The following is a 26706-nucleotide window of genomic DNA, read 5'->3' on the forward strand; positions in this document are numbered from 1 at the left end:
CAAAACTAATAATCTGATAAATTTAATTTAGGTCTTCTACCATGTTTTTCTTTATAAGCTAATATTTTCTCATGTTGCCATTGATGCATAGCTTTTTTTGTTCCACTTGCTTCAAATACCATCTCTGCATTAATTTCTTCCATATATGCTTTTGTATATCTTAGTGTACCTCTGGTTGTTTCTCCATATTTCAGAATTTCCTCATGATTATCTTTGCTTCTTAATGTATAACCTTGAGTCCTTCTAGTGCACGCATGACTATTGCCGTGCTCGCCTGATTTAGGCTTGCGCTTGCGCTTACGACCACGCTTCTTAGGGCAATTCCCGTCTTTTCTTCTTTTTCCATATCTACATAATCCCCAAACATCTATCCAAGCTTGTGAATTAGGTGCAAACCAGTAAAGATTATCCCCACCCCACAACCCAATCGGATCCTGATTCACAAAACGGCCACAATCAGGCTCGTAATACCGCATCAGGTTGTAATGCAGCCCCGTCTCTTCATCGCAATACTGGTTTTGCAACCTAAACGGCTGGTGCGCATGCTGATAAACCCGCTCGTCTGTTTTCAGACGGCCCCAAGCGGTATATTCGCCGTACCACAGCAGATTGCCGAGCTGGTCGGTCATCTCGCGCGGGATGCCGATTTGGTCGGTGTGGAAGTAGCTTAGGTATTGTTTGCCGTCTTTGGCGTTGTCGAAGATTTGCGCCAGCGGTTCGTAGCTGTCTTGGTCGGTGTAAATATAGCTGTAACTGCCGCGGTAGTTATATTCTTGCAGCAGGCGGCTGCCGTCCCAAACGAAATGGGTTTGCTTCGGCGCGGTAGCGGTTAAGGCGCCTTTATCGGTTCGTTCTTTGCTCAAGCGTCTGCCGAACGGGTCGTAGGCATATTCCCATGTTTGGCTTTCGCCGCTGTTCTTTTTGATTTCGGCCAGTACGAGTTGGTTTTCGGTATCGTATTGGAACAACTGGCTCTCGCCGTCGGGCAGCTGGCGGTAAATCATATTGCCCAAGGCATCGTAGGTGTATTCGGTGCCGTTGTATTCCTCGAGGCGGTTGCCTTTGCCGATGTTGCGGCTTTTCAGACGGCCTGTGTGAGGCCTGTCTGAAAGGTGTTCAGACAGGCCTTTGGTGTCTTTGAGGCCGTCTGAAACTTTGTCCGACAGAATATTGTGTGCGGGGTCGAAGGCGAACTTTTCGCGGCTGCCGGTTTGTTTGTTGACGGCGCTTTCAATCCGCCCGAGTTTGTCGTACACGTAATCCAATACGCCGCTGCGTTGGTCGGCGGTCTGAATCAGGTTGCCGGCTTTGTCGTAGCGGTAGCTTCGGCGCACTGCACCGCCGACCAGGGTATTGAGTTTGCCGTTGTGCTGCAAGGTGCGGTTGGCGGTGGCGGTTTGGTGTTTCAGACGGCCCATCGGGTCGTAATCGTAGCGGCTGGTTAAAGTGCCTTGGGTTCTTTGGATTTCCTGATGCAGTTTATCGCGTTCGATGTCGCTGATGGTTTCGCCGTCAAGGTTGATTTGGTGCAGGTGGCCGCTGCCGTAGTAGAGGTAGTTGATGCTGCGGCCGTCGGGCAGAACGGTTTGAATACGGTTGCCGAGCGGGTCGTATTGATAGCCCACCGTTGCGCTTTGGCCGTTGTGGACGGTGGTTTCGCTGACGAGTTGGTCGAGTACGTCGTAAACGAGTTCGACGCTGCTGTGGCGGTTGCGGGCTTTGACCAGATTGCCGGTCAGCGGGTCGTAGTCGAAGCGGATGCGGCTGTAGTGTTTGCCCTCTTCGGCGGGAACGGGAGCGCCGTCGATGCGGCGGCTGGTTTTTTCTACCAGCTGGCCGAGGATATTGCGTTTGAAGCGGTGGATATGCCAAATTTCGGGGTGGTCGGCGTTTAGGCCGTCCGAAAGGCCGTATTCGGTTTGTTCGGTCAGTTGGCCGGCGGCATCGTAGGCGTAGCCGGTGATTTTGCCGTCCCAGCCGGTTTCTTGAATCAGGTTGTCGGTGTTGTCGTAATCGAGGCGGTAGCTGTCGCCGTTTTCGTTGGTAAGGACGGTTAATCTGCGGGCTTGGTCGTAGCGGTAGCCGAAGCTATGGCCCAGCGCATTGGTGCGTTTGACCGGTAAGCCGTCTACCGCCAGTTCGTATTCGGTTTTGGCACCGAGGCCGTCGATGTGGGCAATCAGACGGTTGATGCGGTCGTATTCGAAAGCCTCATGGCTGCCGTCGGGGTAGTCGCTGCGGATGTGGTTGCCGGCTGCGTCGTAATGATGGCGGGTGGTATGGCCGAGGGCATCGGTAACGGTTTCTAAGTCGCCGTATTCGGTGTAGCTGAAACGGGTGGATTCGCCTGAGCAATCGGTATAGCGGATCAGTCGGCCGTCTGAATCGTATTCGAGCTGTTTGGTTTTGCCCAGTGCGTCGGTAATGGTGGCGGGCAGCCATTGTTCGTTGTAGGTGTACCCGGTGCTGTGGCCGGCGGGGTCGGTGATGTGAATCAGGTTGCCGCGCCCGTCGTAGGCGTATTCGGTGATTCTGCCGGCGGGATCGTTGACGGCAACCGGCAGGTTTAAGCTGTCGTGGTAATCGATTTGGGTGCGGCTGCCGTCGGGCGCGGTGATGCTGATCACGTTGCCGAAGGTGTCATAACTGAAACGGGTTTCGCGGCCGAGTTCGTCGCGTTGGACGGTAATCCGCCCCCAGTCGTCGCGTTCCGTATCGGTACGATGGCCGTCGGCATCGATGTGGTAAATCTCTTCGTAGTTCTCGTCGAAACCGTAAATTTCTTCCCTGCCCAATGCGTCGGTAACGCGGGTGTAGCCCTCGCGGTAGTCGAACGTCCATGCTTCGCCGAGATTGGTATGGCTTTTGAGCACTTTGCCGTTGATGTCGTAACGGTCGTATTCGTAACGCGATACCAATCCGTCGGGCTGGTTGTGCTCGATCATAATATGGTTGCGGTAGGCGAAACCGCGCAGACGTTTACCGTCGCGGCCGTAAACGGCGGTCAAATCGCCGTAGCCGTCGTAGCCGTAGCGCACCAGTTCGCGGCTGTTGAAGGTAACCGAGGTTAGGCGGTTGACGTAAAGATTGTTGTCTTTGCCGACAAATACGCCGTATTCGGCAGCGGCATCGAATACTTCGTCGCTGTCGTTTAGGCGGATGGAGGAGAAATGTAATTGGAACTGCCTGCCGTTGCTGTCGTAAACGCTGTGCGGCAGTCCGTTGTCGCCGTAGCAAAGGCGGATGTGGTGATGGTTGCGGTTGAGTTGGGCAATCAGTTGGTAAATGCCGTCGCCTTCGTCGACTTCGGCGAACCATAAGCGGGCACCGCCGTCAGGTGAGGCGATTTGGTAGAGGCCGTCTGAAATTTGCGAGAAATAGATTTGCTCGTAAGGATCGAAATAAGCCGATTCCAAACCGTAGGGATCTTCTTCCGCAGATTCAGGTAACGGATCGGCATCTTCTATATCCAAACCGTCTTCATCATCGTCGGCATATTGCGGTTCGTCTTGCTCGTCATCAATATCCGGCAGCGGAATTTCCCGGCCTTGTTCGTCAATATAAAGAAAGCCGTTTGCGCGGCGTTCCAAACGCATCGAGAAAGGCAGCGACCAGCCCTGCCCCAGCCAGCCGTTACCGAGTTGGTCGGAATAGTAGCTACGCTGCCATACAAACGGAAGCGGCCCGTCAAATGCAAAATCCGCTTCGGTTTCGTCAAACAAGATCTTGATACCGAGAACGGCATTAACCGGAGGGCCGACTGCGGCGGCCACCTTACAGGCAATACAGGTTCCCGAACCTGTAACCAACCCACCGTCAAACCCCGCACCGCTGCCGCCACTGAAACCGCTCACGGTCTTTTTGGTAGGCGGCTTCGGCCCCGGCACACCGGGAATCATTGAGGCTAAAGAAATCACCGTAGAAGCGACATCAACAGCCGCAGATACGGCGGAATCGGGGGAAACAATTGATAAAGCGGTAGAAGCGACATCGGCCACCATCTCGATTACTTCAACGGGGCCGGCGGCATTGGTCAGCGGTTCGGGCGGATTGGCGGAGCCTTGGGACACCATGGCCGGCGCAGAAGGCTGGGGAATGAGAATGCCTATGGTGTTGCCGAAAGATGCCATGAGATTACTCCGTCAAAATTCCGTTGTTTTTAAAATTAAAAATAGAGCGACCGCAGATTTCTGAAATAAATTTTAAATCGCTTCTGTGCATTTGAACATGCTGCATTGCGTTGACAGCAACCAAAAGCAATCTTAGCTCAGACATCAAAACTCGACATTTGTTCCTTTGAATAAGAATAACTTAGGTAAATGATTAGGCCGTCTGAAAATAAATAGTGTTAATGCACCAATCAAAATTATGGTAAAGTAGCCGAAAAATTAAAAACAAAAATATCTGTAGGGGAATAATCGTCATTTCATCCATATTGTTGGGATTACGATTAATGCTACAAAGAGAAGTCTATTTTTTCGGCAAACTAAGCCAATCTCGCGATTTTATTGTTTCCGATAATCTTCAAGCCGACGATAAACATTTTTGGGACGGCTGGTTTGGCCGTTGCACCAGCCAAGACAGATTAATCCCGTTTACCCGAAAAACATTTGCCGCGCCGCGAATTTGGCTGTTTTGCATCAAACTATCCGACGGTATGGCTTATACGGGCATCACCGCTCTCAGCGCCGACCAAACCGGCAGGCAATATCCTTTCGTATTATTCTGCAAACCCGACTCTCATTCCGACTTATCAGATTCCGTCAGCTTTATTGCTGAAAAAACAGATTTCTTCCGCAACACCTTAAACAACGGCAAGTGTGTTATCGAAAATTGCTTTAACGCCGGCACAAGCCATAGCCCCGTTCTTTTATCCGAACCTTTCCGAAACTATTTATCTCATTCAGGCGATACCGGCAGTTTTTGGCAGGAAAGCGAAAGCGGCCGCCATATAGAACACGAAGGCGAGCTCTCGTGTTCTCTGTTTAATAAATTATTTGGATCGTAAACTGATGAAAACATTTTCCCGATGGGACGAACCTATTTCCGCCGATGCTCCTGAAGGGGTGAATATCGAATACGACAGCCGCTTTCTGGAGCTGCAAAGTGCTGCCGAAGGCAAGCCCGAGCAACAATACGGCGACACCATTATTCCTGCGGAAGAACCGGATTGGGCAACGGTAGAGAAATTATGCAACCAATTACTGGCCGAATCGAAAGACCTGCGCGTCTTGGCTTATTACACGCAAGCTCTCACTGCCAAACATGGGCTTGTCGGATTCTGCGCCGGCTGCGAAGCCGTTAAAGCCAATATTGATTCATATTGGGATTCGGTTTTCCCTAAGCTCGAAGATGAAGACGGTGAATACGACCCGTTTTACCGCATCAATGCGCTCAGTTCTTTTACTACGCTCGACGGCATCGTTAAAGAAATTTTTCCGTCCAAACTGCTGGTAAACGGGCTGACCCAGCAACCGGTTACCGTCAAAGAAGCGGTTTCGGTGTTACAAGGCAATGATCCGCAAAGCTATCCGGGCGGAAAAGACCGGCTGATGCTCGACATCAGGGTAAGTGCCGACACCGGCAAGCCGGAATTGGTGGCTTTGATCCAAGCATTAGGCCATCTGAAAGACATCCAAAATACTTTCTCAACCAAGCTGCAAGACGAGCATTCCCTCAATTTCGAGGTCATTCAAAAGCCGCTCACCCTGATTCATAAAGCCGTCAATTACAACGACGGCAGCACACCGCAGCCGCAACAGGTAGAGCAAACAGACCACACAGCCGAAACTTCTGCCCCAACCGGCACACAAGAGCAAACGGCTTTCCAAGATGCCGATGCGTGGCGCCGTCTGAATATCAAAAACCGCGCCGATGTCGATTTGGCTTTGGAGAAAATCTGCGTCTATTTTGAAACCCTTGAGCCCAGCCACCCTGCCCCGCTGTTTATCCGCAGGGTGCAACGCCTGATGAACATGGATTTCTACGACATCATGAAAGACATCAGTCCGGAAAGCATTGCCAATCTCGAAGTTTTAATCGGCAAGCCGGACGAAGAAACAGGAACTTCCGACGACTGAAACGGTCTAGGATTAATGCACTAAAGTTTGTTGGAAAACAACTTTAACAATTTTAGAGGTTAGCGAAAATGTCACGAAACAAATCATCTGGTCAAAAGTTTATCGCCCGCAACCGGGCACCGCGCGTACAAATCGAGTACGACGTAGAGCTGTATGGTTCTGAGAAAAAAATCGAACTGCCGTTTGTAATGGGCGTGATGGCTGATTTGGTCGGCAAACCTGTCGAACCGCTTCCCGATTTGGCAGAACGCAAGTTTTTGGAAATCGACGTAGATAATTTCGACGAGCGTATGAAAGCCCTCAAACCGCGCGTGGCCTTCAACGTGAAAAACACGCTTACCGGCGAAGGCAATTTGAACGTAGAACTCGAATTTGAAAGCATGGACGATTTCTCACCCGCCGCAGTAGCCAAAAAAGTAGAACCTCTAAACGAGCTTTTGCAAGCGCGCACGGAGCTTTCCAACCTGCTCTCATACATGGACGGCAAGAGCGGTGCGGAGGAATTGATCGGAAAAGTCTTGGGCGACAGCGAGCTGCTGAAAAGCCTTGCGGCCGCACCCAAAGCAACACCCAAAGACGGGCAGTAATTTCGGATGAAAACCAATAAAGCGAGAGTGAATCATGGCTGAAAAGCAATTAGATATCCAAGGGGGCGGCGGCGCGCAAACCGCGTTTGCAGCGAGCGAATTTGAACAGCTGCTGCAAAAAGAATTCAAACCCAAAACCGAAGAAGCCAAAAGTGCCGTAACCAATGCCGTAGCAACATTGGCGCAACAAGCCTTGCAAAATGTCGTTACGATTTCAGACGACACTTATCAAACCATCGAAGCAATCATTGCCGAACTCGACAGAAAACTTTCCGAACAAATCAATCTGATTCTGCACCACGAAGATTTTCAAAAGCTGGAAGGCGAATGGCGCGGTTTGCATCATTTGGTTACCAATACCGAAACCGACACCCTGCTGAAAATCAAAGTATTGCCGATTTCTAAAAAAGAAGTCGCCCGCAACCTGAAGCGCTTTAAAGGCACGGCTTGGGATCAAAGCCCGCTGTTCAAACGCATTTACGAAGAAGAATACGGCCAGTTCGGCGGCGAACCTTTCGGCTGCTTGGTTGGCGACTATTATTTCGACCATTCCGCACCCGATGTGGAAATGCTCAGCAGTCTCGAAAAAATTGCCGCAGCCGCACACTGCCCGTTTATCGCCGGCGCATCGCCCAAACTGATGCAGATGGAATCTTGGCAGGAATTGGCCAATCCGCGCGACTTAAGCAAAATCTTCCAAAACGCCGAATACGCACCGTGGCGCAGCTTGCGTGATTCCGAAGATTCACGCTACATCGGCTTGGCCTTACCGCGTTTCTTGTCGCGCCTGCCTTATGGTGCCGGCACCAATCCTGTGGACGAATTCGATTTTGAAGAAGAAACCGAAGGCGCGGATCACAACAAATACACTTGGGCCAACGCAGCCTATGCGATGGCGGTAAACATCAACCGCTCGTTCAAATACTACGGTTGGTGTACTTCTATCCGCGGCGTGGAATCCGGCGGTATCGTTGAAAACCTGCCCTGTCACACCTTCCCGACCGACGACGGCGGCGTGGACATGAAATGCCCGACAGAAATCGCCATCAGCGACCGTCGCGAAGCCGAGCTGGCAGCATTGGGCTTTATGCCGCTGATCCACCGCAAAAATACCGATTTGGCAGCGTTTATCGGCGCACAATCCCTGCACAAGCCTGCCGAATATTATGATCCCGATGCTACGGCCAATGCCCGTTTGTCCGCCCGCCTGCCTTATCTGTTTGCATGCTGCCGCTTCGCCCACTATCTGAAATGTATCGTGCGCGACAAAGTCGGCTCTTTCCGCGAACGCGAAGACATGGAACGCTGGCTTAACGAATGGATTATGAATTATGTAGACGGCGACCCGATTAACTCTACCCAAGAAACAAAAGCCCGCAAACCGTTGGCGGCGGCGGAAGTAGTGGTTGAAGAAGTGGAAGACAACCCCGGATACTACACTTCCAAATTCTTCCTGCGTCCGCACTACCAACTTGAGGGGCTTACCGTTTCATTGCGCTTGGTTTCCAAACTGCCTTCGGCTAAACAGGAATAGTCGGGTTTGGTTTATTTAGTCGGGCATACTCGTGCCCTGTTGTCTGATCGCTTAAATTTCTTAACAAGGAGAGTAAAACATGGCTATTGATATGTTCATGAAAGTTGAAGGTGTAAACGGCGAATCAAAAGATGCCAACCACAAAGACTGGACCAATATCGAAAGTTTCGACTGGGGTGCCGAACAACCCGGTTCGATGACCAGCGGCGGCGGCGGCGGTGCCGGCAAAGTGAATTTTAACGACTTGACCGTAGTGGCCGCCATCGACAAAGCCGCTCCGACCATTCTGAAAAACTGTGCTACCGGCCAACACTTGAGCAAAGTAGAAATCTCCGTGTGCAAAGCCGGCGGCGAGCAAATCGAATATTCGCGCACCACATTGGAAGACGTTTTGGTAACCGGTGTGAAATTCATCGGCGTACAAGGCAATGACGCGCTGAAAATGCGTTACTCATTCCAAGCTGCCAAAGTGAAAAACCAATATTGGGAACAAACCGATAAAGGTTCCAAAGGCGCCGAAGTTCAGATGGCCTTCAACATCAAAGAAAATAAATCTGCATAATCTTTATGTACGTTTAGTTGGAGAAGCCTGGCTTAAAAGGCGTTTTAAGTCAGGCTTTACATATATACACTTTTCAGACGGCCTCTACCCTTCTTGAAAAGTTGATTCGGGCTTTCGCTCTTACTGCACTTTCTACAAAAATAAACAAGGAGTTGCTGAGATGGATTTGAAAACTAAATTATCGGACATGATTGAACTGGTGCGTTCAAATCCCGACAATCAGGAACACCGTTTGGCATTGATTCAATATCTCTGCCTGTGCGCAAAATGGGATCAGGCGCTGAAACAGATCGGGCAATACCAAAAGCTCTTCCCCAACACCCAAAAGCCCCTGATGCTCTACCTCATTGAAAACATCGAAGCAGAAATGCGCCGCCAAGCCGTTTTAGCGGCACAGCAAAAGCCGAAAACGCTGGAACAGCACGCCGGCAAGCTCGATATTCTGCAAAAACAACTCTCTTTGGTCGCCCATGTGGCAGAACAAAAAGGCGCGGCCCTTGCCGACGGCTATGCCGCTTTATCCGACGACATCGACGAAACACCGGTAAACATTACCTATCTTCTGACAGACAAATCGGTTGCCGATGCATCCGGCAGCTGGATCATAGACGGCGACGTGCGCACCGCTTTCGTTTACGAATACTTCTACCGCGGTCAATACTACTGGCAAACTTGGGGCTCCATCGAAAGCATTTCTTTCAAAGCACCCGCCTCCTTGCTCGACGTGATTTGGAGGCCGTCTGAAATCACATTCAGCCACGGCGAATGCATCCAATGCACCAGCCCCGCCCGCTATGCCGTTTTACCCGAGGCAGAATCGGAATGGTCGGATCTGCTGCTGCAATGCGCGCAAACCGACTGGGTTGAAGCGGCAGACCAGCTTTTCACCGGCATCGGCCAGAAGATGCTGTACACCGACAACCACGATTTCGGCCTGTTGGATATTCGCAGCATTAAATTCGGGCAACACCGTTAAACCCACCCATCCGTCAGCCACGGCAATTAATCATGTCGCCATTCAAAAACCAACTGCTGCCCTCTTTGTTCGACAGACTCACCGACGAAGAGCCGCGCAAAAAAAAAGAAGCACGACCCGATCAGGCCATCAATCTTGACCAATATCGGCAAGCCGTGCTGCGCGATATTCTTTACCTGCTGAACACCTGCAACCTGCAAGCGGAAACCATGGAGCAACACCTGCCCGCAAACGTGCGTTCTTCCACGCTCAACTACGGCATTCCGCCCCTTTCCGGCGTTAATTTTTCCGACATAGAATGGCAGGACGTGGAGCAAAACATCAAGCAAGCCATTCTCGATTTCGAACCGCGGCTCGACAACAAATCGCTGCAAGTGATTGTGAACACCGAAGACGATGACGACGATGCCTTGCACAACAAACTGATTATTGAAATCAAAGGCCATCTGAAACTCAACCCTTATCCAAAAGAATTCCTGCTGCGAACCAGCATGGATATCGAAACCGGGCTGTTTAATTTATTAGAAGGGGGAACGGGCCGTGAATAACAAATTACTGTCTTATTACAATAAAGAACTGGCCTTCCTGAAAGAAATGGGCAGGGAGTTTGCGCTCAAATATCCCAAAGTGGCTTCCCGACTGGCCTTAGATACTTCCGACATTCCCGACCCTTACGTCGAACGGCTGCTGGAAGGCGTGAGCTTTCTCACCGCCCGCACCCAGCTTAAACTGGATGCGGAATATCCCCGTTTCGTGCAAAGAATTTTAGAAGTCGTTTACCCCGACTTCATCAACCAAAAACCGGCGGCAGCCATTGTCAATTTAGAGCCCGCCGGCCAATACAACGCCGATGTTATCAATCTGCTGGAGCGAGGCAGAATATTGAGGTCGCTGCCGATTGACGAATTCAAGGTAAGCTGCCCGTTTTCGGTAACCAAAACCACCGAAATCCTGCCGCTGCGTATAGAAAAAGCCAAATATACCGATTCGCTCGGCTATTTGCCGGGTGCGCTTCCCATGCTCAAACTCTCTTCCGGCAAAAAAGTGCAATCCGCCCTGCGCTTGGATTTTTCGCTCAGCGTGCCCGGGGCGTGTTCGCAAATGCTGCCGGACACATTGCCTGTATTTTTAGGCACGGAGCTTTCCAAGTCGTCTTCTTTGCTGTTCCTGCTGGCTTCCGAATGCGTGGGCGTAGTCTGCCACAGTTATGAAAACCCCAAACAATGGCACTTCCTGCTGCCGTCCAAACCGGAACACAGCGGATTTAGCGAAGACGAAGCCTTGTCTTTCAATCTGGACAAATCGGTCAGCGCGTTTCGGATTCTTCAGGAATATGCGCGGTTGCCGGAAAAATTCCTGTTTATTGCCCAAAAAGATATCAAGCAAGCTGTCCAGCAGGCCGAAAAAGAAGGCCATCTGCCCAAAGTGCCCGAACAGTTGGAAGAAATCGTGAGCGATAAGGGCATCAATAAAAAAATCATCACTTACCGCAAACGCTATTTCAGCCTTTCATTTTTGTTCAGCCACAAAATATCCGAACTGACGGAGCTGGTCGGCGTGGAAGATTTTTCCGTAAACGCCGTGCCGGTTGTGAATCTATTCAGAAAAAAGAGCGCGCGCTTCCCCGTGAACATCCAAGATCGGGAACACCATGTCGTTATCGACCGCACCCAGCCGCTGAATTACGAAGTCCACTCTATCGAGCAGGTAAAAGGCTTCGACACCAACAACCGCCAAACCGTGGTTTTTTCGCCGATGTACAAAGCGCCGGATATGGGTTTGTTTCCCGAAACGCAAACCCAACACGCTTATTTTTCGGCACGGCGGGCAGACAGGATGCCGTCTGAAAACGCCGTTAAAAACGGTTTCCGCTCTTCCTATCTGGGCAGCGAAGTGTTTTTGTCGCTGGCCGACAATAAAGACTACGCCTTCAATTCAGGCATCCAGCACCTTTCCGTCGATGCTTGGTGTACCAGCAGGGATTTACCGCTGATGATGCCGCGTGATGGCGAGTCGGATTTCCTAATCGAAGGCTTTTTGCCGGTCAGCTCGATCAAACTGATTTCTAAACTGACACGGCCTCTTGCGGCGGTGAGCGAAGACAGAACGCTTTGGCCGTTTTTAAACCAATTGAGCCTGAACTATCTGTCGCTGCTGAACACCGACCAAGAAGATGCCCCCGTTACCTTGAAAGAATTATTGATGGTGTTTGTTTCTTCCGAAAACGATTTGCTGAAGAAACAGATTGAATCGATCACGCGGGTGGACACCACCGTCGTGAATAAGGTGGTTCGCCATCACGGCACCGCCGCTCCCGTGCGCGGCATCAAAATCACCGTTACGCTCGACGACGCACAATTGGGCGGCATCCATCCCTTTCTGTTCGGCTCGGTTTTAAACCATTATTTCCGGCGCTTGGTGTCGATCAACTCATTTATACAACTGCAAATCGACACGCTCCAACAAGGGCATGTGGCCACGTGGCCGACCGCGGTTGGAGAAAGGGTGGTCATATGAATCCGGTTAACGTGCAAACGGATTTCGGCGACCCGCTGGACGATGCTTGGGATGAAAAACTCACCGGCTTTTTAAACAAAGTCGCCTCCCAACCGTATAAATATGACTACTTTGCACTCTTGCGCCAGCTTGAGTCGGTTAAGTTTATTACCGGCGGCAAAATGTTGGGCAAAGCCGTCAGCCCGAAAATGGAAAAAATCAGAATCCGCCAAGAGCCTTCACTTATTTTTTCCCCGCGCAACATCCAATCAGTAACGTTATCGCCCCATTATGCGGAAATTTCCATCAACGGCTTCGGTTTGTTCGGCCCTTCCGGCCCCTTGCCCCTGCATTTGACTGAATATGCCTACGAGCGCCAACATCAGCACGGCGACCGCACATGGACGGGCTTTGCCAATATGCTGCAACACCGTTTAGCGGTCTTGTTTTATCGGGCATGGGCCAACGCGCAGAGCATTACTTCTTTAGACAAAAACGCCGACGACCGCTTCGGCAGATACATCGCCAGCTTCAACGGCCTGAATACCCCGCCCATACACAACGAAGGCCTGATTCACGAATTTGCCAAGCGTTATTTTGCCGGTTTGCTGATGAAGCAAAGCCGCTCCGCCGCCAACCTGCAACAGTTGCTCAACCGCTATTTCAAAGCGCCCGTTACCATTCAAACCAATGTCGGATACTGGGTTGAAGTTACCGAGGAAAAAACGCAAATCGGCGCAACGGGCGGCTATACGCTGGGAGAAGGTTTGCTGCTGGGCGACAAACTTTACGATGTTCAAAGCAAATTCCGCATCATCATCGGCCCGCTGACTCTGCCGGCCTACCGGTCGTTTTTTAAAGACGGCACCAACACCGCCCGCCTGCGGGAATGGGTGCGCCTGTTTGCCGCAGACGAATACGAATGGGACATACAGCCCGTTTTGATGCAAAAAGAAGTTCCCCCGATGGATTTGGGCGGGCAAACCCAGCTCGGCTTGTCGACTTGGCTGGGCAATGTTTCCCGCGACGCTGAAGACTTAATCGTCAGCAACCGTTAAACGGCTTTTTTCAGACGGCCTCATCCTGATAAAAGCCTCTTACAAACCGTTTTGGACATGTTGGATTATTTAAGGAAATCTTATGTCAGACATCAGCCGCAGCGTATTATTTGGTAAGTTGAATACTACCTTATACAAAACTCTGGAAAATGCCTACACATTCTGCCGCCTTCGGGAAAACAGCTATGTCGAGCTGGTGCACTGGCTCCATTCCCTGCTGCAAACCGAAAAAACCGACATTTTCTGCCTGATAAACCGTTTCAATTTAGACGAAGCGAAAGTACGCAAAGACGTATTGGCCGCCGTGGAAAAACTGCCTGCCGGTGCCACTGCCGTTATCGATTTTTCCGAACATATCCAAACCCTTGTCGAACAAACTTGGACATACAGCTCGCTGAAATTCGGCACCGACAAAATCCGCACGGCGCATATTTTCTACACCATGCTGCAAAATAAAACTTTGCAGGGCATCTTGGCCAACATTTCATCGGAATTCCTCAAAATCAAACCCGAAACGCTGGCAGACGACATCATCGCCATTACCGCCGGTTCGGAAGAAAATCTCGATGCCGCTAAAAACGCCTTGTCTTCGGAACCTACCGCCACCCATAAAGAAAGCGCGTTGGCCAAATACGGCAGCAACCTTACCGAAAAAGCCAAAAACGGCGAAATAGACCCGCTAACAGGCCGTGATGCCGAAATCAGACAAATCATCGACATCCTGATGCGCCGCCGCCAAAACAATCCGATTCTCACGGGCGAAGCCGGTGTCGGCAAAACCGCCGTGGTCGAAGCATTGGCCTTGCGCTTGGCCGCAGGCGACGTGCCGCCCGGATTGCAAGACGTGCAGTTAATCCTGCTGGACATCGGCCTGCTCAAAGCCGGTGCCAGCATCAGCGGCGAATTTGAATCGCGGCTCAGAGCGGTGATGGACGAAGTCGAATCCAGCCCCACGCCGATTGTGCTGTTTATTGACGAAATCCACACCTTAATCGGTGCGGGCGGTGCAGCCGGCACGGGCGATGCCGCCAACCTGCTCAAACCCGCTTTGGCCCGCGGCAAACTGCGCACCATCGGCGCAACAACATGGGCGGAACACAAAAAATATTTTGAAAAAGACCCCGCCCTCACCCGCCGTTTCCAAGTCGTGCAGGTAGACGAACCCGATGAAGAAAAAGCCGTCAACATGCTCAGAGCGTTGAACGCCTCACTGGAAGAACACCACAATGTGATTATTCTCGACGAAGCGATTCAGGCGGCCGTGAAACTCTCCCACCGCTATATTCCCGCACGCCAACTGCCCGATAAAGCCGTCGGCCTGATCGATACCGCCTGCGCGCGCGTTGCCGTCAGCCAGCACGCCGTACCGGGCAGCATCGAGTATCTGCAAAAAAAATCCGAAGCATTAAAGCTCGAACAAGCCAATCTGGAACGTGAGAAAAAACTCAGTTTCGATTCCGAAGAACGGATGGCGAATATCGGCAAAGAACTGGCTGAAGTTGAAGGCCGTCTGAAAGAATTGGAAGAAAGATGGCAAACAGAAACCGGCTTGGTTACCGAGCTGTTGGCCGTACGCGAACAAATCATGCAGGTGGGGCAAGAAACCGCCGATGATGAAAGCGAGCAGTTGTACGCACACCAAAAAGAACTGGTCGATAAACTGAAAGAACTGCAAGGTATCCAACCGCTGGTGATGCCGTTGGTCAATAGCCGCACGATTGCCGACGTGGTGGCCGACTGGACAGGCATTCCCGTCGGCAAAATGATGAAAGACGAAGTCGAGGCCGTATTGCAACTGGCCGATACTTTAAACAAACGCATCATCGGCCAACGCCACGGCTTGGATGCGATTGCCCGCCGCATTCAAACCTCGCGCGCCAATCTCGACAACCCCGACAAACCCATCGGCGTTTTCATGCTGGCCGGCCCTTCCGGTGTGGGTAAAACCGAAACCGCGCTGGCTCTGGCCGACACCCTGTACGGCGGCGAGCAAAACGTGATTACCATCAACATGAGCGAATATCAGGAAGCGCACACCGTATCCACCCTGAAAGGCGCACCGCCGGGATATGTCGGTTACGGCGAAGGCGGCGTACTGACCGAAGCCGTGCGCCGCAAACCGTATAGCGTTATCCTGCTCGACGAAGTGGAAAAAGCGCACCCCGACGTGCATGAAATCTTTTTCCAAGTATTCGATAAAGGCTGGATGGAAGACGGCGAAGGCCGCTACATCGACTTCAAAAACACCATCATCATCCTCACCACCAACGTCGGTACGGATTTGATTATGGACATGTGCGACGACCCCGACATGCTGCCGACTCCGGAAGGCTTGGCCAAAGCCTTGCGCACGCCCATGCTGAAAGTTTTCCCCGCCGCCCTGCTGGGCCGCATGCAGGTTATCCCCTACTATCCGCTATCCGACGATATGCTCGCGAAAATCGTCGAGTTGCAATTGGGCCGCATCGTGAAACGGATCAAAGACAACCACAACATTGACCTCACTTACTCGCCCGAAGTGCTGAAGCTGATTACCTCGCGCTGCACCGAAATCGAATCGGGCGGCCGCATGATCGATGCGATTCTCACCAATACCGTTCTGCCGCAAATCAGCCGCGAACTGCTCACTTGTGCAACGCAAGGCAAACAGGTTTCGGCGGTGAGCATCGGCGTGAAAGACCATGACTTTATATACAAATATAAATTCAAGAAAAAAGATAATGTTAAGTAAAAAGAAAAAACTAAAATATGTTTAGCCTTTCTAACACTTAATGCTTACAATTTGCACGATGTAAATACAAGTTATCAAACGGCATAATATATAAATGATGAGATTTATTGCATGATAAATAATGTAATAAATTACCAACCAAGATTAGGCACTTAAAATGCATAAAAAATTAATGAAATATACATTATTCTTGGCAATACCTTTAGTATTGAGCGCATGTGCTTCCAATCATAAACCGCCGAAAGAATCCGATGAAAGCGGTGAAAAGATTGATGTCCAAATCCTTGTTTCGCCTGATGTAAATCCCGATTTGGTCGGCCGCCCCTCACCTATCCGCTTGGATTTATATCAATTGTCTTCCGATGGCGAATTTAAGAAAGCAAACTATTTCGAGCTTACCAACAATGCCAAAGAGAATTTAGGCGATAAATTAATCCAGCAAAACCAATTCATGCTGCACCCGGATACGGTTACGATATTGCCGATAAAAATGGATTCCCACCTGAAATATTTAGGTGTGGTAGCCAGTTATCGCGATTTGGATAACAGTCAATGGCAACTGATACTGTTGAAACAGAAAAAACGCTGGTATCAATTCGGCAAACATTATTTCTATTTAAATCTCGGCAAAAACAAATTAAGCCAATTGTCAAAGGCTGAAATGAGAAACATGCTTCAAGAATACAAAGAACGGCACCCCGACAATAAACGCATTAAAGAAAGCGGCAAAGTCCGCAAACACGACAGCGACCTTAGTAAAGGCGTTTTCCGTGAAGAAAAATAAAAAATAATAACTTTAATATTAATCAGATTTAGGTTGAAAACATGGCGATAGAAGCAAAAGTAGTCTGGTCAGAAGGGATATTCATTACCCCCCAGCATTTCCAACAGTTCGAACGTTACATAGAATCCGGTTTACGTCAATTAGCCGTTTCCCGTGAAGGCTATTTTTGGGGATTTTCTTCACTGGTTTTGGATTCAGACGGCCTCAAGCGCGGGGTAATCGGTATTCGTGAGGCTGAAGGCGTTTTTCCCGACGGCTCGGCATTTTTGCTTTCTCAAAAACAACTCGAAAATCTCAGCTTACAAGTTCCTGCCAATATCAAGGACACCAAAATCTGTTTGGCTGTTAACTTGCCCTCTTCTGTAAATAATGAGATTGGCTTTCCGGATCAAGATTCAACTGCCTCCCACCGCTATAAAGCATTTGATAAAACACTTGCAGATACCACCAATACCGAATTAGACGGCCGCCAAGTTACGTTGGCAGAACTTAACCCCATGCTGGTTTTAGAAAGCGATGTTACCAGCGGACAAACTGCCCTCCCCATAGCGATTATCCATTCCAGCTCGGCAGACTTCGAGGTGGTCTTAGACGAATCTTATATCCCGCCCTGTCTCGGCAGCCAAAAGCAACTGCATTTAAAGGCTTATATTTCAGAGATATACGGCCTGCTGATGCAGAAAAGCAATAGCTTGGCCAATGCTGTAAATGATCCCAATACCGGGGGCTCAGTTGAAGTGATGGATTTTATGATGCTGCAAACCATCAACAGATATTTGGCCTATTTACACCATGAAAATGAAGGTGCCCGCCAAACCCATCCGGAACAGTTATTCGTTAATCTGTCGAAGTTGTGTGCCGATTTGATGACTTTCTTACCTGCCCGCAAAGTGGGCGAAATTCCTGTGTATCAGCACAACGACTTGGCCTCATGCTTCGGCAAATTATTTTTCAATCTGCGTAAATCACTTTCTATCGTGCTTGAACAAAGAGCGATCAGAATTCCTCTCGATATGCGCGACGAGGCAACGCACGTTGCGCAAACGCCTGATCAAAGCCTGCTGGATAAAGCTTCATTCGTTCTCGCCATCAAAGCCGATATGCCGAACGAAGCATTGCGCCAAAAAATTCCTAGCGTAGTGAAGATAGGCACTGTGGAAAAAGTAAAAGAATTGGTCGCCTACCACCTGCCCGGAATCAGAGTACACGCCTTATCCGTTGCACCGAGAGAATTGCCCTATCATAGCGGCTATGTTTATTTCGAGTTGGATAAAAAACACGAGATGTGGGACATGTTTGACACTTCTTCAGGCATGGCCTTCCATTTAGCCGGTAATTTTCCGAATTTAGATGTTGAATTTTGGGCAATTAAGTCTTTGAGTTAATTTGGTTTAATTTGGAATTTCATTATGAATAACCAGAATAATGCAGCACATAGCGCAGTAAATATCTACAACCCCTTGATTGAAGCTGCCAAACCCGTTTTTATCTTGGTGAATGCCATGCAGCAAACCACCAGTCAACTGTCTACCGACAGCTTGATTAATAAGTTTTCTCTTTTAATCAATAACTTTGAAGAGAATGCTGAGAAAAACGGAGCGAAATACGATGCTATTCAAGCTGCGAAATACTGCTTGTGTACCTTCGTAGACGAATTGGCCGTCCGTGCAGGCTGGGCAGATGAAACGTGGTCGAAAAACAGCCTGCTGGTGTCTTTTTACGATGAAACATGGGGCGGCGAGCGCTTTTTTGAAATTATTCAAAATTTGAAGCAAGACCCTGATAAAAACATTGATTTATTGGAATTTATGTATTTGTGCCTGCAATTCGGCTACAAAGGCAAATACCAAGTTTTAAACAGCGGCGAGCTGGAAATCGACAAAATCAAAAGAGACTTGCTCGCTTTGATCCACAGCAAACGGCCGGATCAAACCGTTAATCTATTCAAGCATGATCCGATTGTTACCCATACTATCCAGCGGAAACAACGGCTTACCATTCCTTTATGGGTGGTAGGCGTATTAGGCGCTGTTGCTTTGGGAATAGGCTATTTCGCGATGCAATGGTCGCTGGGCGATGACTTCGATACAGCCAGCACAAAGGTAAACAGCCTTAAGCTTCCCGCTGTCGCACCTAAACAGCAAGAAACCAGAAATACCATCCGTCTGCGGCCTTTACTGGAAAACGAAATTGCCAGAAAACTGGTTTCTGTTGAAGATTCTCAAGACAGAAGCACGGTAACCATTTTAGGCGACGGTTTGTTTGAATCCGGTTCCGCACAGATTCAAGACCAATACTACCCCGTTTTGGCAACGGTCGGTCAGGCTTTGGACAGCGTCGAGGGGCAAATTGTCGTTACAGGCTATACCGATGACAAGCCTATCCAAAGTTTGACCTTCCCGTCTAACTGGCATCTTTCTCAAGGTCGGGCTGATGCGGTAAAAGAAATTCTCTTAACTTACGTTAAAAACGGCGGAACGCGTATCCGTTCGGAAGGACGCGGTTCGACCAACCCTGTTGTACCGAATGATACGGTGGAAAACAGAGCCAAAAACCGACGGGTTGAAATCACCCTGTTCACGACCGGCAGCGGCCCCAAATTGGGCAGCGCAGTGGAAGTACAAACCGACGCTCCGACTGCCCAACCGAGCAGCGGTGTCAGTGCAGGTCAATAATCTGAAATTGGATTGATACGGAAAAACAAACATGAAAAAAATTCTTTATTTTCTAGGTTCCCGTTCTTTATGGGTAATGTTGGGTATCGCCGGTCTGATTATATTGGTATGGTTTATCGGCCCGCTGATTTCAATAGGAGAAATCCGTCCTTTAGCGAGCAAATTCGTGCGCTTTGCCGTGTGCGCCGCCATTGTCGGTATCTGGTTCGCTAAAGCCGTATTCCGTCAATACCGCGAGTCGCGCCGGAATGCTGCATTACTTAAAGAAATCAAAGCTGCACAAGAACCCATTTTGAAAAGTGCGAGCGATATCAGCTCTATGAGCCGCCAGTTTGCCGAAATGGACAAAGTGCTGAAAAACGCCAAGTTTTCCAAATCGAAAAACAGCTTATTGGCGAGATTGGAAGAAGGCCAATACCTTTACCAAATGCCGTGGTATGTCGTTTTAGGCGCAGCCGGCTCCGGTAAAACCACAGCTCTGAAACGCTCCGGCCTTAATTTCCCGCTGGAAAGCACTTTGGGAACGTCTGTCAGCGGCTTGGCGGGCACACGGGATTGCGATTGGTTTTTATCTGATGAAATCGTATTGCTGGATACTGCCGGCAGACTGTCTCTACACGACAACCACAGCAATAAAGATTCCAGCGACTGGGAAGAATTTGTATCGTTGCTGAAGCGCTACCGCCCAAAACAACCGATTAACGGTGTATTGGTTACCGTGGGTGTGGATGATTTATTAGGCGGTAAAACCAATATCACGGAAATATCGGCGGAGCTGCGCAAAAGAATCCACGAAATGCATACTAAATTAGGTATTCATTTCCCTGTCTATCTCATGATTACCAAACTGGATTTACTGCATGGCTTTGATAAATTCTTTGCTCATTTAACGGAAGAGCAAAGAAATCAATATTTAGGTATATCTCTGTCTGACACAGAAGGAATGGAAACGCCGATTGCCACCGCATCCAATGCCTTATCGGAGATTGTGGATAAATTGCGCTCGTCTATGTTGGGTACCATCCATCAATTGGAATCTTCTGAAGACAAAGCTGCTGCTTTTGCTTTCCCTGAGGAGTTTGAACGTCTGAACCAAGCCGTGCTTTCCCTCTTTAAAGAGCTATCCAAATCTTCTAAATTTGAGCAACCGATTGCATGGAGAGGTGTTTACTTTTCAAGCGGTACTCAAACCGGGCAGCATCTCAATCCCATCTTGGAAGGTTTGCAAAGCGATTTCCAATTATCAAGAAAATACTTGGATTCGGAGAGAACCGCAGCTCAGACCTCTGATCGCAGCTTCTTCCTGAACAGATTGTTTTCCGACGTTATTCTCAGCGAAGCAAACTTAGCCGGGGAAAATAAATCTTGGTTCGTCAAAAACCAAATGCTGTATTGGCTCGGCGTCGGCGCGATTGCGGCTACCGTAATTACCTGCTTGACCATGATGTTGAACAGCTACTCCAATAACCGTTCCTATTTGGAACAGGTCGGCAGCAAAGCAACGAAATTGGGCATGGATGCAAAAAAATATGCGGATGCGCCCGATTTGCTTAAAGCGGTAACGTTTGCAGAACACGTTAGAGACACCACCAGAAGCAGCGAAATTCCCGATCTCTCGTCCCCTCCCCTCGGCTACCGCATGGGTCTGTATCAAGGCGCTCAAATGGAGGACGTGGGTGAATCTGCCTACCGCAGAATTCTCCAAGACAACGTAATGCCTTTAATCAGCTATAAGCTGGACGAGCTTCTGCGCACAACCAGCGGTTCAGACGGCATCAATGGCTATAACGCTTTAAAAGCCTATCTGATGATGTTTAATAAAGAACATTTCGATGCGGCTTTTATGCAAAACTGGCTGATGTCTAATCTGTCTAAAGCAGAATCTTCAGGCATGAGCGAGCAGCAGAAAAAATCTGTCGAGAAAGCGTTAAACCAAATCCTTTCCAAGCAAAGCATCACGCCCAGCGTACCCTATGACGAAGCATTGGTAGAACGCCGCCGTCAGGAAATTGCCCAAAGGGATATTGCCACCATGGTATTGGAAGATACCGTGAATACGGTTGCCCGCTCAGGAAAAGAAGGGGTGACGCCTGTTTCCTTTTCCAGCATGGGCGGTGTGCAAAGCCACTTGTTGTTCCGTCGGAAAACAGGCGGGGCTTTAAAAGAACCGATTAACTTCATCTATACCAAAGAGGCATACATCACCAAAGTATTACCTGCCATGGTTAAATCTGCGGAACAGTTTTTTAACGAAGATAACTGGGTGCTGGCTAATTACGCCTCTTTAAGCCAAAGCAAGGCTTCCGTTCTTTCCGATGCCCAGAGGCTCTATTTCAGCAACTACATCAGAGTATGGAATCATTATTTAGCCGACTTGTCATTGGTTACGCCGAAATCATCGCGCGAGAGCATTCAGATTGCCAAACTGCTGTCTGAAAAAAATTCACCTTTGGCTAATATCATCAAAGGAATTAGCGATAACACGACGCTAACCATTGATAATCGGGTTACAGAAAGAGCAGGCAGCAAAATTGCCGATTGGTTAAACAGAGCCGGCCTCTCCAAGCTTTTAAGTGCTGAAGGTGAAGCCAATGTGAAAAACGAATTGGCCGCTTTAAAACAGGCAACGCCTGTTGATGATGCTTTTGCAGACTTCCATATACTGACCGAAACCACAAATGATCAGCCTCCCGCCATTAACGGCATTACCGAAGCCATCAACGATTTGTATGTTTATTTGGTTGCCGTTAACGTTGCGGTAGAAAAAGGGGTGGATCTGCCTCCCGACGATCCTTTTGTGAAATACAAGGCCGAAGTAAACCGACTGCCCTCACCTTTCCGCCAAATGCTGGACAATTTTTCTGAGATTATCTTGAAAAATACCGATAAGATTGTTGATGAAAAACTCATGTCTACTTTGGAAAAACAATTGGCCACCTTAACCGACAGTTGCCAAGAAACCCGCCAACAGGGCTACCCTTTCGAAAGAGGGTCTGAAAACAATGTTGCCTTGGAAAGCTTTTCCAACATCTTCGGCCCCAACGGCACTTACAGCAAGTTTACCAACTTATCAGGCGAAGCCGCCGTATTGGCCCGTTCGGACAAACTGGAAACATTAACGGCCAAAAACAGCACATTTAAAGACCGCTTTTCGAAATTGGACGACATAGCGGCTATCCGGCAAGGCTATTTTGATAAGGGTTCGGAAACACCAACGTTTGATTTTTCGGTTAAGGTTTTGATTCTGGATGCTGCCTTGGAAAGCGTGAATATTTCATATGACGGCAAAAGCTATGTATACAGCCACGGGCCTGTTAACCCTGCCACCTTTACTTGGCCGTCTAAAAATGAAAACGCTTTGGCCAAAATAGACGTCTCTTCCCCTCAAATCAACAGCTCAGGCATCAGCGCAACCGGGCCGTGGTCAATCTTCCGCCTGATTGAAAAAGGACAAATTGTCCGCCAAACAGGGAACACCACCGTGGTTGAATACAACATCCAAGGCAAAAACGTTGTGGTTGAATTTACCACTTCTACTGCTTCGAACCCTTTTAATTTAAATAAATTAAGGAATTTTCAGTGCGTTTAAGCGTCTAACAGGGATGTAATCAGGCCGTCTGAAATAATACATTCCGAAATGTTACCGACCCAAACCGGAAAATGATTAAAAATAACGGAATGTTGGTTTTAATGTGAATAAGGAATTTCCCGAAATGAATAGAACAATCGTTGCCCATACACCTTTGGGACCACAACTGTTATTCAAAAAAATGCTGGGAACAGAATCCGTTTCCAACCTTTTTGAATTCAATATCACATTTGTTTCTAAAGATTCCAATTTACAAGGCAAAGATATCATCGGCCAGCCCGTAACGCTGGAAATCGATACCGAAGCGGGCAGCCCGCGCTACCTGAACGGCTTGGTTACCGATTTCGGCTACATCGGCGAAGATGAAGACGAAGAGGGCTACCATGCTTATGCTTGTACCGCCCGCCCGTTTATGTGGTATCTCACTCAAAATGTAGACAGCAGGGTGTTTGTTGATAAATCGGTGTTGGATATCGCCAATGAAGTTTTATCGCCGTTCGGATTCCCATATCAAGTGAAATGCCAAAAAGGGTATCGGACAAGAGGCTTTTGCGTTCAATATCAGGAAACCAGTTTCGATTTCCTAAACCGCTTGTTTGAACAAGAAGGCATTTACTATTATTTTACCCACAGCAACGGCTCGCACGAGTTGGTTATTGCAGACGATGTCGGCATTTTGCAGGCGATTCCTTCTTCCAACATTCCTTATCACTCCCGCCAAACCGCGCCGGGCGCGCCCAGCACCGCTTATATCGACATCTGGGAAGAGCGGGACTCTCTGAAATCCAGCCAGTTTGTTACACAAGAATACAATTATAAAAACGCCAAAGTGCCGATGAAGTCTTCGGATTCCGTCCACGATTTCAGCTCGGTTTCTATGGAACATTATGATTTCTATACCGGCTTCAGCGATGTTTCCGAAGCGCAGAATTACAGCCAAGTACGCAGTGAAGATTTAAAAAGCCAAACCAAAGTCATCACCGGCTCCGGCACGGCGTTGACGATTGCTCCGGGTTATGCATTTACCCTTAGCAGGCACCCGCATTCATCATCCAATACAGAATATACAATTTTGAATGCAAACTACGATTTTGAAGAAGCTGGTTATACTACTGGCACCCGTATCGGCAAATTCAGAATTTCATTCCGCGTATTGCCGAAGTCGTACCAATACCGCCCGCCGCTGAAAACACCCAAACCGAAAGTATTGGGTACGCAGGCTGCAACGGTTACCGGTCCGGCCGGAGAGGAAGTTCATACCAACGAATACGGCGATATTAAAGTCCAATTCCATTGGGACCGCTACGGTAAAATGGATGAGAATAGTTCTAACTGGGTTCGTGTAACGCAAGGCTCGGCCGGTGCAGGATACGGTTCCATCAATACGCCGCGTATCGGCGAAGAAGTGTTGGTCGACTTCATTAACGGCGATGCCGACCGGCCGATCGTATTGGGCCGTCTGTATAACAGCGCGATGTCGCCGCCGTGGGGCTTCCCCGCCGCCGCCAAGCAATCCGGTATTAAGAGTAAAAGTTTCAACTCGCCGCTTTCCAACTTTAACGAGCTGATGTTCAACGATACTGCAGGCTCTGAAATGGTGAATTTTCAGGCGCAGAAGGATTTGACATCGCTGGTTAAAAACAACGAAACCCGCAACGTCAATAACGATCGCACCACCACCATCGGTAACAACGAAACGGTAACAGTGGTAGGAGATAGGACTAAAACCGTCCAAAAAAACGAAACGGCTTCGATTACCCAAAATCGTACTAAATCGGTCGGTCAGGACGAAACGGCGAGCATTACCCAAAACCAAAACATCAGTGTAGGCCAAAACCAAAGCACCAGTGTAGGCCAAAACCAAAGTACCAGCGTGGGTAAGGACCAAAGCGTCAACGTGGCGATGAACTGCAGCCGCTCGGTCGGTCAAAACGAGAATGTAACCATCGGCCAAAGCCAGGCGTTGACGGTGGGGCAGGATCAAAACGTTACTGTCGGCCAAAACCAAGCGTTTACCGTCGGAGCCAACCGCAATAAAACCGTGGTTTCTAACGAAGTCAGCAACATCGGCGGTAACAAGCAGGAAACGGTAAGCCAAAACGGTATGAACAATGTCGGCATCGGCCAGATGACCAATATCGGTGCGGGCTATATGCTGAACGTCGGTGGCGGCTGGATGACCAACGTCGGCGCGGCGGAAATGCACAGTGTCGGCCTGATCATGAGCATCAATGCCGGTATGAACATCGGCCTCAATGCCGGGCGCAACATTACTTTGTCGGCCAATTCCAAAATCACCCTGCAAGTCGGCAATTCCATGATTGTGATGGACAAAAACAAGATTGCGATTGTCAGCAAACAAATCAAAATCGTCGGCACCAAAGAAATAGATATCGCCGGTAAAAAAGTGGACATCAACTAAAACCGAAGAAGAACCGCTATGTTTGAGCTGGAAAACTTTACCTGTTTCCACACACAGCAATTTAAAAACGTCGACCAATTGGATCGAACGTATGATGTTGTAGTAGCCAAAGTCAGCTATGAGTTTGAAATCGACTCGGCAACCGGCAAGACGGAATTACAGTTTGCCCGCACGCAAACGCCGCTCACGTTTGCCGATACCTTTTACGGCGAGCCGTCGCAAACCGCCACCGAGTTGGAAAGCGATTTCTGCCTCTATAAGCCTAAAACGGATTTTGTGATCAATGCGGTAGCCTACGCGCCCGACGATCTGCCCGCCCGGCAATTCGCCGCCTCGGTCAGCATCGGCGATTACCGCAAAACCCTTGCCGTTACGGGAGAGCGCTATTGGATACGCGAAGCCGTGGGCTGGTCTGTCGGCGAACCCTCCCCTATCCTTTCCCTGCCCATCCGCTATGAATTTGCTTTCGGCGGCAGCGAAGTTGAAGACGACCACACAGGCTATCAGGAAAACGCCATCGGCATCGGCTATTATCCGAAATCTTTCCTGCAAAAAAACAGCTTCAAGCGGATGCTGAGAGCCCATCAGATTTACGATCCGGCCAAGCCTGTGCGCGATCCTGCCGAAAAAGCCGCCCCCGAAGGCTTCGGTTTCATGCCGCGCTACTTCGCCCAACGCGCCAAACATACCGGCACCGCCGACGCCCAATGGATTGAAAACCGCGCCCCGCTGCTGCCTGAAGATTTTTCTATGGCGTATTGGAACGGCGCGCATCCCTCGCTGCAACTGCCCCATCTGAAACCCAATCATATTTATGAACTCGGTTTCACCGGCATGGTGCATTCCTTCCAAGCGCCCAACCAGCACTTTACCGTCGAACTGCCGGTAGAAACCGTGTTCGTCCATGCCTATACCGCGGCCAATCAGTCTTTGTGCAAAGATATGGTGCTGGATACCGTGTTTGTGGATGTGGAAAAACGGCGGATTAACTGTAACTACCGAACCTCTTTTGCGGAAGAGCTGGAAATCGCCTCGTGCCAACTCAGGTTTATCGCGCGGCACGAACGGGGAGACCAAATCGCAGCCGCCCAAGCCTGCCGCGATTCGCAAACCGAATTTATCCCCATACCGCCATCACTAACGGCACACGCATAAACCGATTGATTTCCGACCGCAAACCGCTTTAAGCAGATTACCGAAACAGGAGCATAT

17 protein-coding genes are annotated in these 26706 nt (G+C 49.4%); 16 read left to right on the forward strand and 1 reads right to left on the reverse strand.

The window, feature by feature from the left end; all coding sequences use genetic code 11:
• Positions 1-5: 5 nt before the first annotated feature.
• Entirely contained in the window at positions 6-4130 is a 4125-nt protein-coding gene (locus tag LVJ88_RS07620; protein ID WP_085418680.1) for a DUF6531 domain-containing protein, read from the reverse strand.
• Positions 4131-4453: 323 nt separating this feature from the next.
• Between LVJ88_RS07620 and tagF the strand changes: the two genes are divergently transcribed.
• The 16 genes from tagF to LVJ88_RS07700 all read left to right on the forward strand — a co-directional run bounded on the left by tagF (position 4454) and on the right by LVJ88_RS07700 (position 26649).
• Positions 4454-5008 (forward strand): type VI secretion system-associated protein TagF, encoded by a 555-nt coding sequence (gene tagF / locus LVJ88_RS07625; RefSeq protein ID WP_085418681.1) that lies wholly within the window; start codon positions 4454-4456, stop codon positions 5006-5008.
• A gap of 4 nt (positions 5009-5012) precedes the next feature.
• The gene (gene tssA / locus LVJ88_RS07630; protein ID WP_085418695.1) at positions 5013-6080 is read left to right on the forward strand and encodes a type VI secretion system protein TssA; all 1068 of its coding nucleotides are present in this window, start codon (positions 5013-5015) and stop codon (positions 6078-6080) included.
• 68 nt (positions 6081-6148) lie between these two features.
• A complete protein-coding gene (gene tssB, locus LVJ88_RS07635) occupies positions 6149-6667 on the forward strand; it encodes a type VI secretion system contractile sheath small subunit (RefSeq protein ID WP_085356906.1) in 519 nt (172 codons plus the stop codon).
• Positions 6668-6701: 34 nt separating this feature from the next.
• Positions 6702-8201: a type VI secretion system contractile sheath large subunit gene (gene tssC / locus LVJ88_RS07640; RefSeq protein WP_085418682.1), complete on the forward strand. Its 1500-nt coding sequence runs from the start codon at positions 6702-6704 to the stop codon at positions 8199-8201.
• 79 nt (positions 8202-8280) lie between these two features.
• Entirely contained in the window at positions 8281-8763 is a 483-nt protein-coding gene (locus tag LVJ88_RS07645) for an Hcp family type VI secretion system effector (protein ID WP_009115598.1), read from the forward strand.
• A 160-nt stretch (positions 8764-8923) separates the two neighbouring features.
• A complete protein-coding gene (locus tag LVJ88_RS07650) occupies positions 8924-9739 on the forward strand; it encodes a type VI secretion system accessory protein TagJ (RefSeq protein WP_085418683.1) in 816 nt (271 codons plus the stop codon).
• A gap of 32 nt (positions 9740-9771) precedes the next feature.
• Positions 9772-10287 (forward strand): type VI secretion system baseplate subunit TssE, encoded by a 516-nt coding sequence (gene tssE, locus LVJ88_RS07655; protein WP_085418684.1) that lies wholly within the window; start codon positions 9772-9774, stop codon positions 10285-10287.
• Positions 10280-12256 (forward strand): type VI secretion system baseplate subunit TssF, encoded by a 1977-nt coding sequence (locus tag LVJ88_RS07660; protein ID WP_085418685.1) that lies wholly within the window; start codon positions 10280-10282, stop codon positions 12254-12256. Before tssE ends, LVJ88_RS07660 begins: the two co-directional genes overlap by 8 nt.
• Positions 12253-13293, forward strand: coding sequence for a type VI secretion system baseplate subunit TssG (tssG, locus tag LVJ88_RS07665; RefSeq protein WP_085418686.1), 1041 nt, complete (start codon positions 12253-12255; stop codon positions 13291-13293). Before LVJ88_RS07660 ends, tssG begins: the two co-directional genes overlap by 4 nt.
• 82 nt (positions 13294-13375) lie before the next feature.
• Entirely contained in the window at positions 13376-16024 is a 2649-nt protein-coding gene (gene tssH, locus LVJ88_RS07670; protein WP_085418687.1) for a type VI secretion system ATPase TssH, read from the forward strand.
• Positions 16025-16181: 157 nt separating this feature from the next.
• Positions 16182-16808, forward strand: a complete 627-nt coding sequence (gene tssJ / locus LVJ88_RS07675; RefSeq protein ID WP_085356913.1) for a type VI secretion system lipoprotein TssJ — start codon at positions 16182-16184, stop codon at positions 16806-16808.
• 41 nt (positions 16809-16849) lie between these two features.
• The gene (tssK, locus tag LVJ88_RS07680; RefSeq protein ID WP_085418688.1) at positions 16850-18193 is read left to right on the forward strand and encodes a type VI secretion system baseplate subunit TssK; all 1344 of its coding nucleotides are present in this window, start codon (positions 16850-16852) and stop codon (positions 18191-18193) included.
• Positions 18194-18217: 24 nt separating this feature from the next.
• Positions 18218-19483 carry a type VI secretion system protein TssL, long form gene (gene tssL, locus LVJ88_RS07685; RefSeq protein WP_085418689.1) on the forward strand — a complete coding sequence of 422 codons (1266 nt, stop codon included), beginning with the start codon at positions 18218-18220 and terminating at the stop codon, positions 19481-19483.
• 31 nt (positions 19484-19514) lie between these two features.
• The gene (gene tssM / locus LVJ88_RS07690; protein WP_085418690.1) at positions 19515-23072 is read left to right on the forward strand and encodes a type VI secretion system membrane subunit TssM; all 3558 of its coding nucleotides are present in this window, start codon (positions 19515-19517) and stop codon (positions 23070-23072) included.
• 124 nt (positions 23073-23196) lie between these two features.
• Positions 23197-25494, forward strand: coding sequence for a type VI secretion system Vgr family protein (locus tag LVJ88_RS07695; protein ID WP_085418691.1), 2298 nt, complete (start codon positions 23197-23199; stop codon positions 25492-25494).
• Positions 25495-25512: 18 nt separating this feature from the next.
• Positions 25513-26649 (forward strand): DUF2169 family type VI secretion system accessory protein, encoded by a 1137-nt coding sequence (locus tag LVJ88_RS07700; protein ID WP_085418692.1) that lies wholly within the window; start codon positions 25513-25515, stop codon positions 26647-26649.
• The last annotated feature ends 57 nt before the right edge of the window (positions 26650-26706 follow it).

This window comes from Neisseria dumasiana (assembly GCF_022870885.1).
Taxonomy (GTDB): Bacteria; Pseudomonadota; Gammaproteobacteria; order Burkholderiales; family Neisseriaceae; genus Neisseria; species Neisseria dumasiana.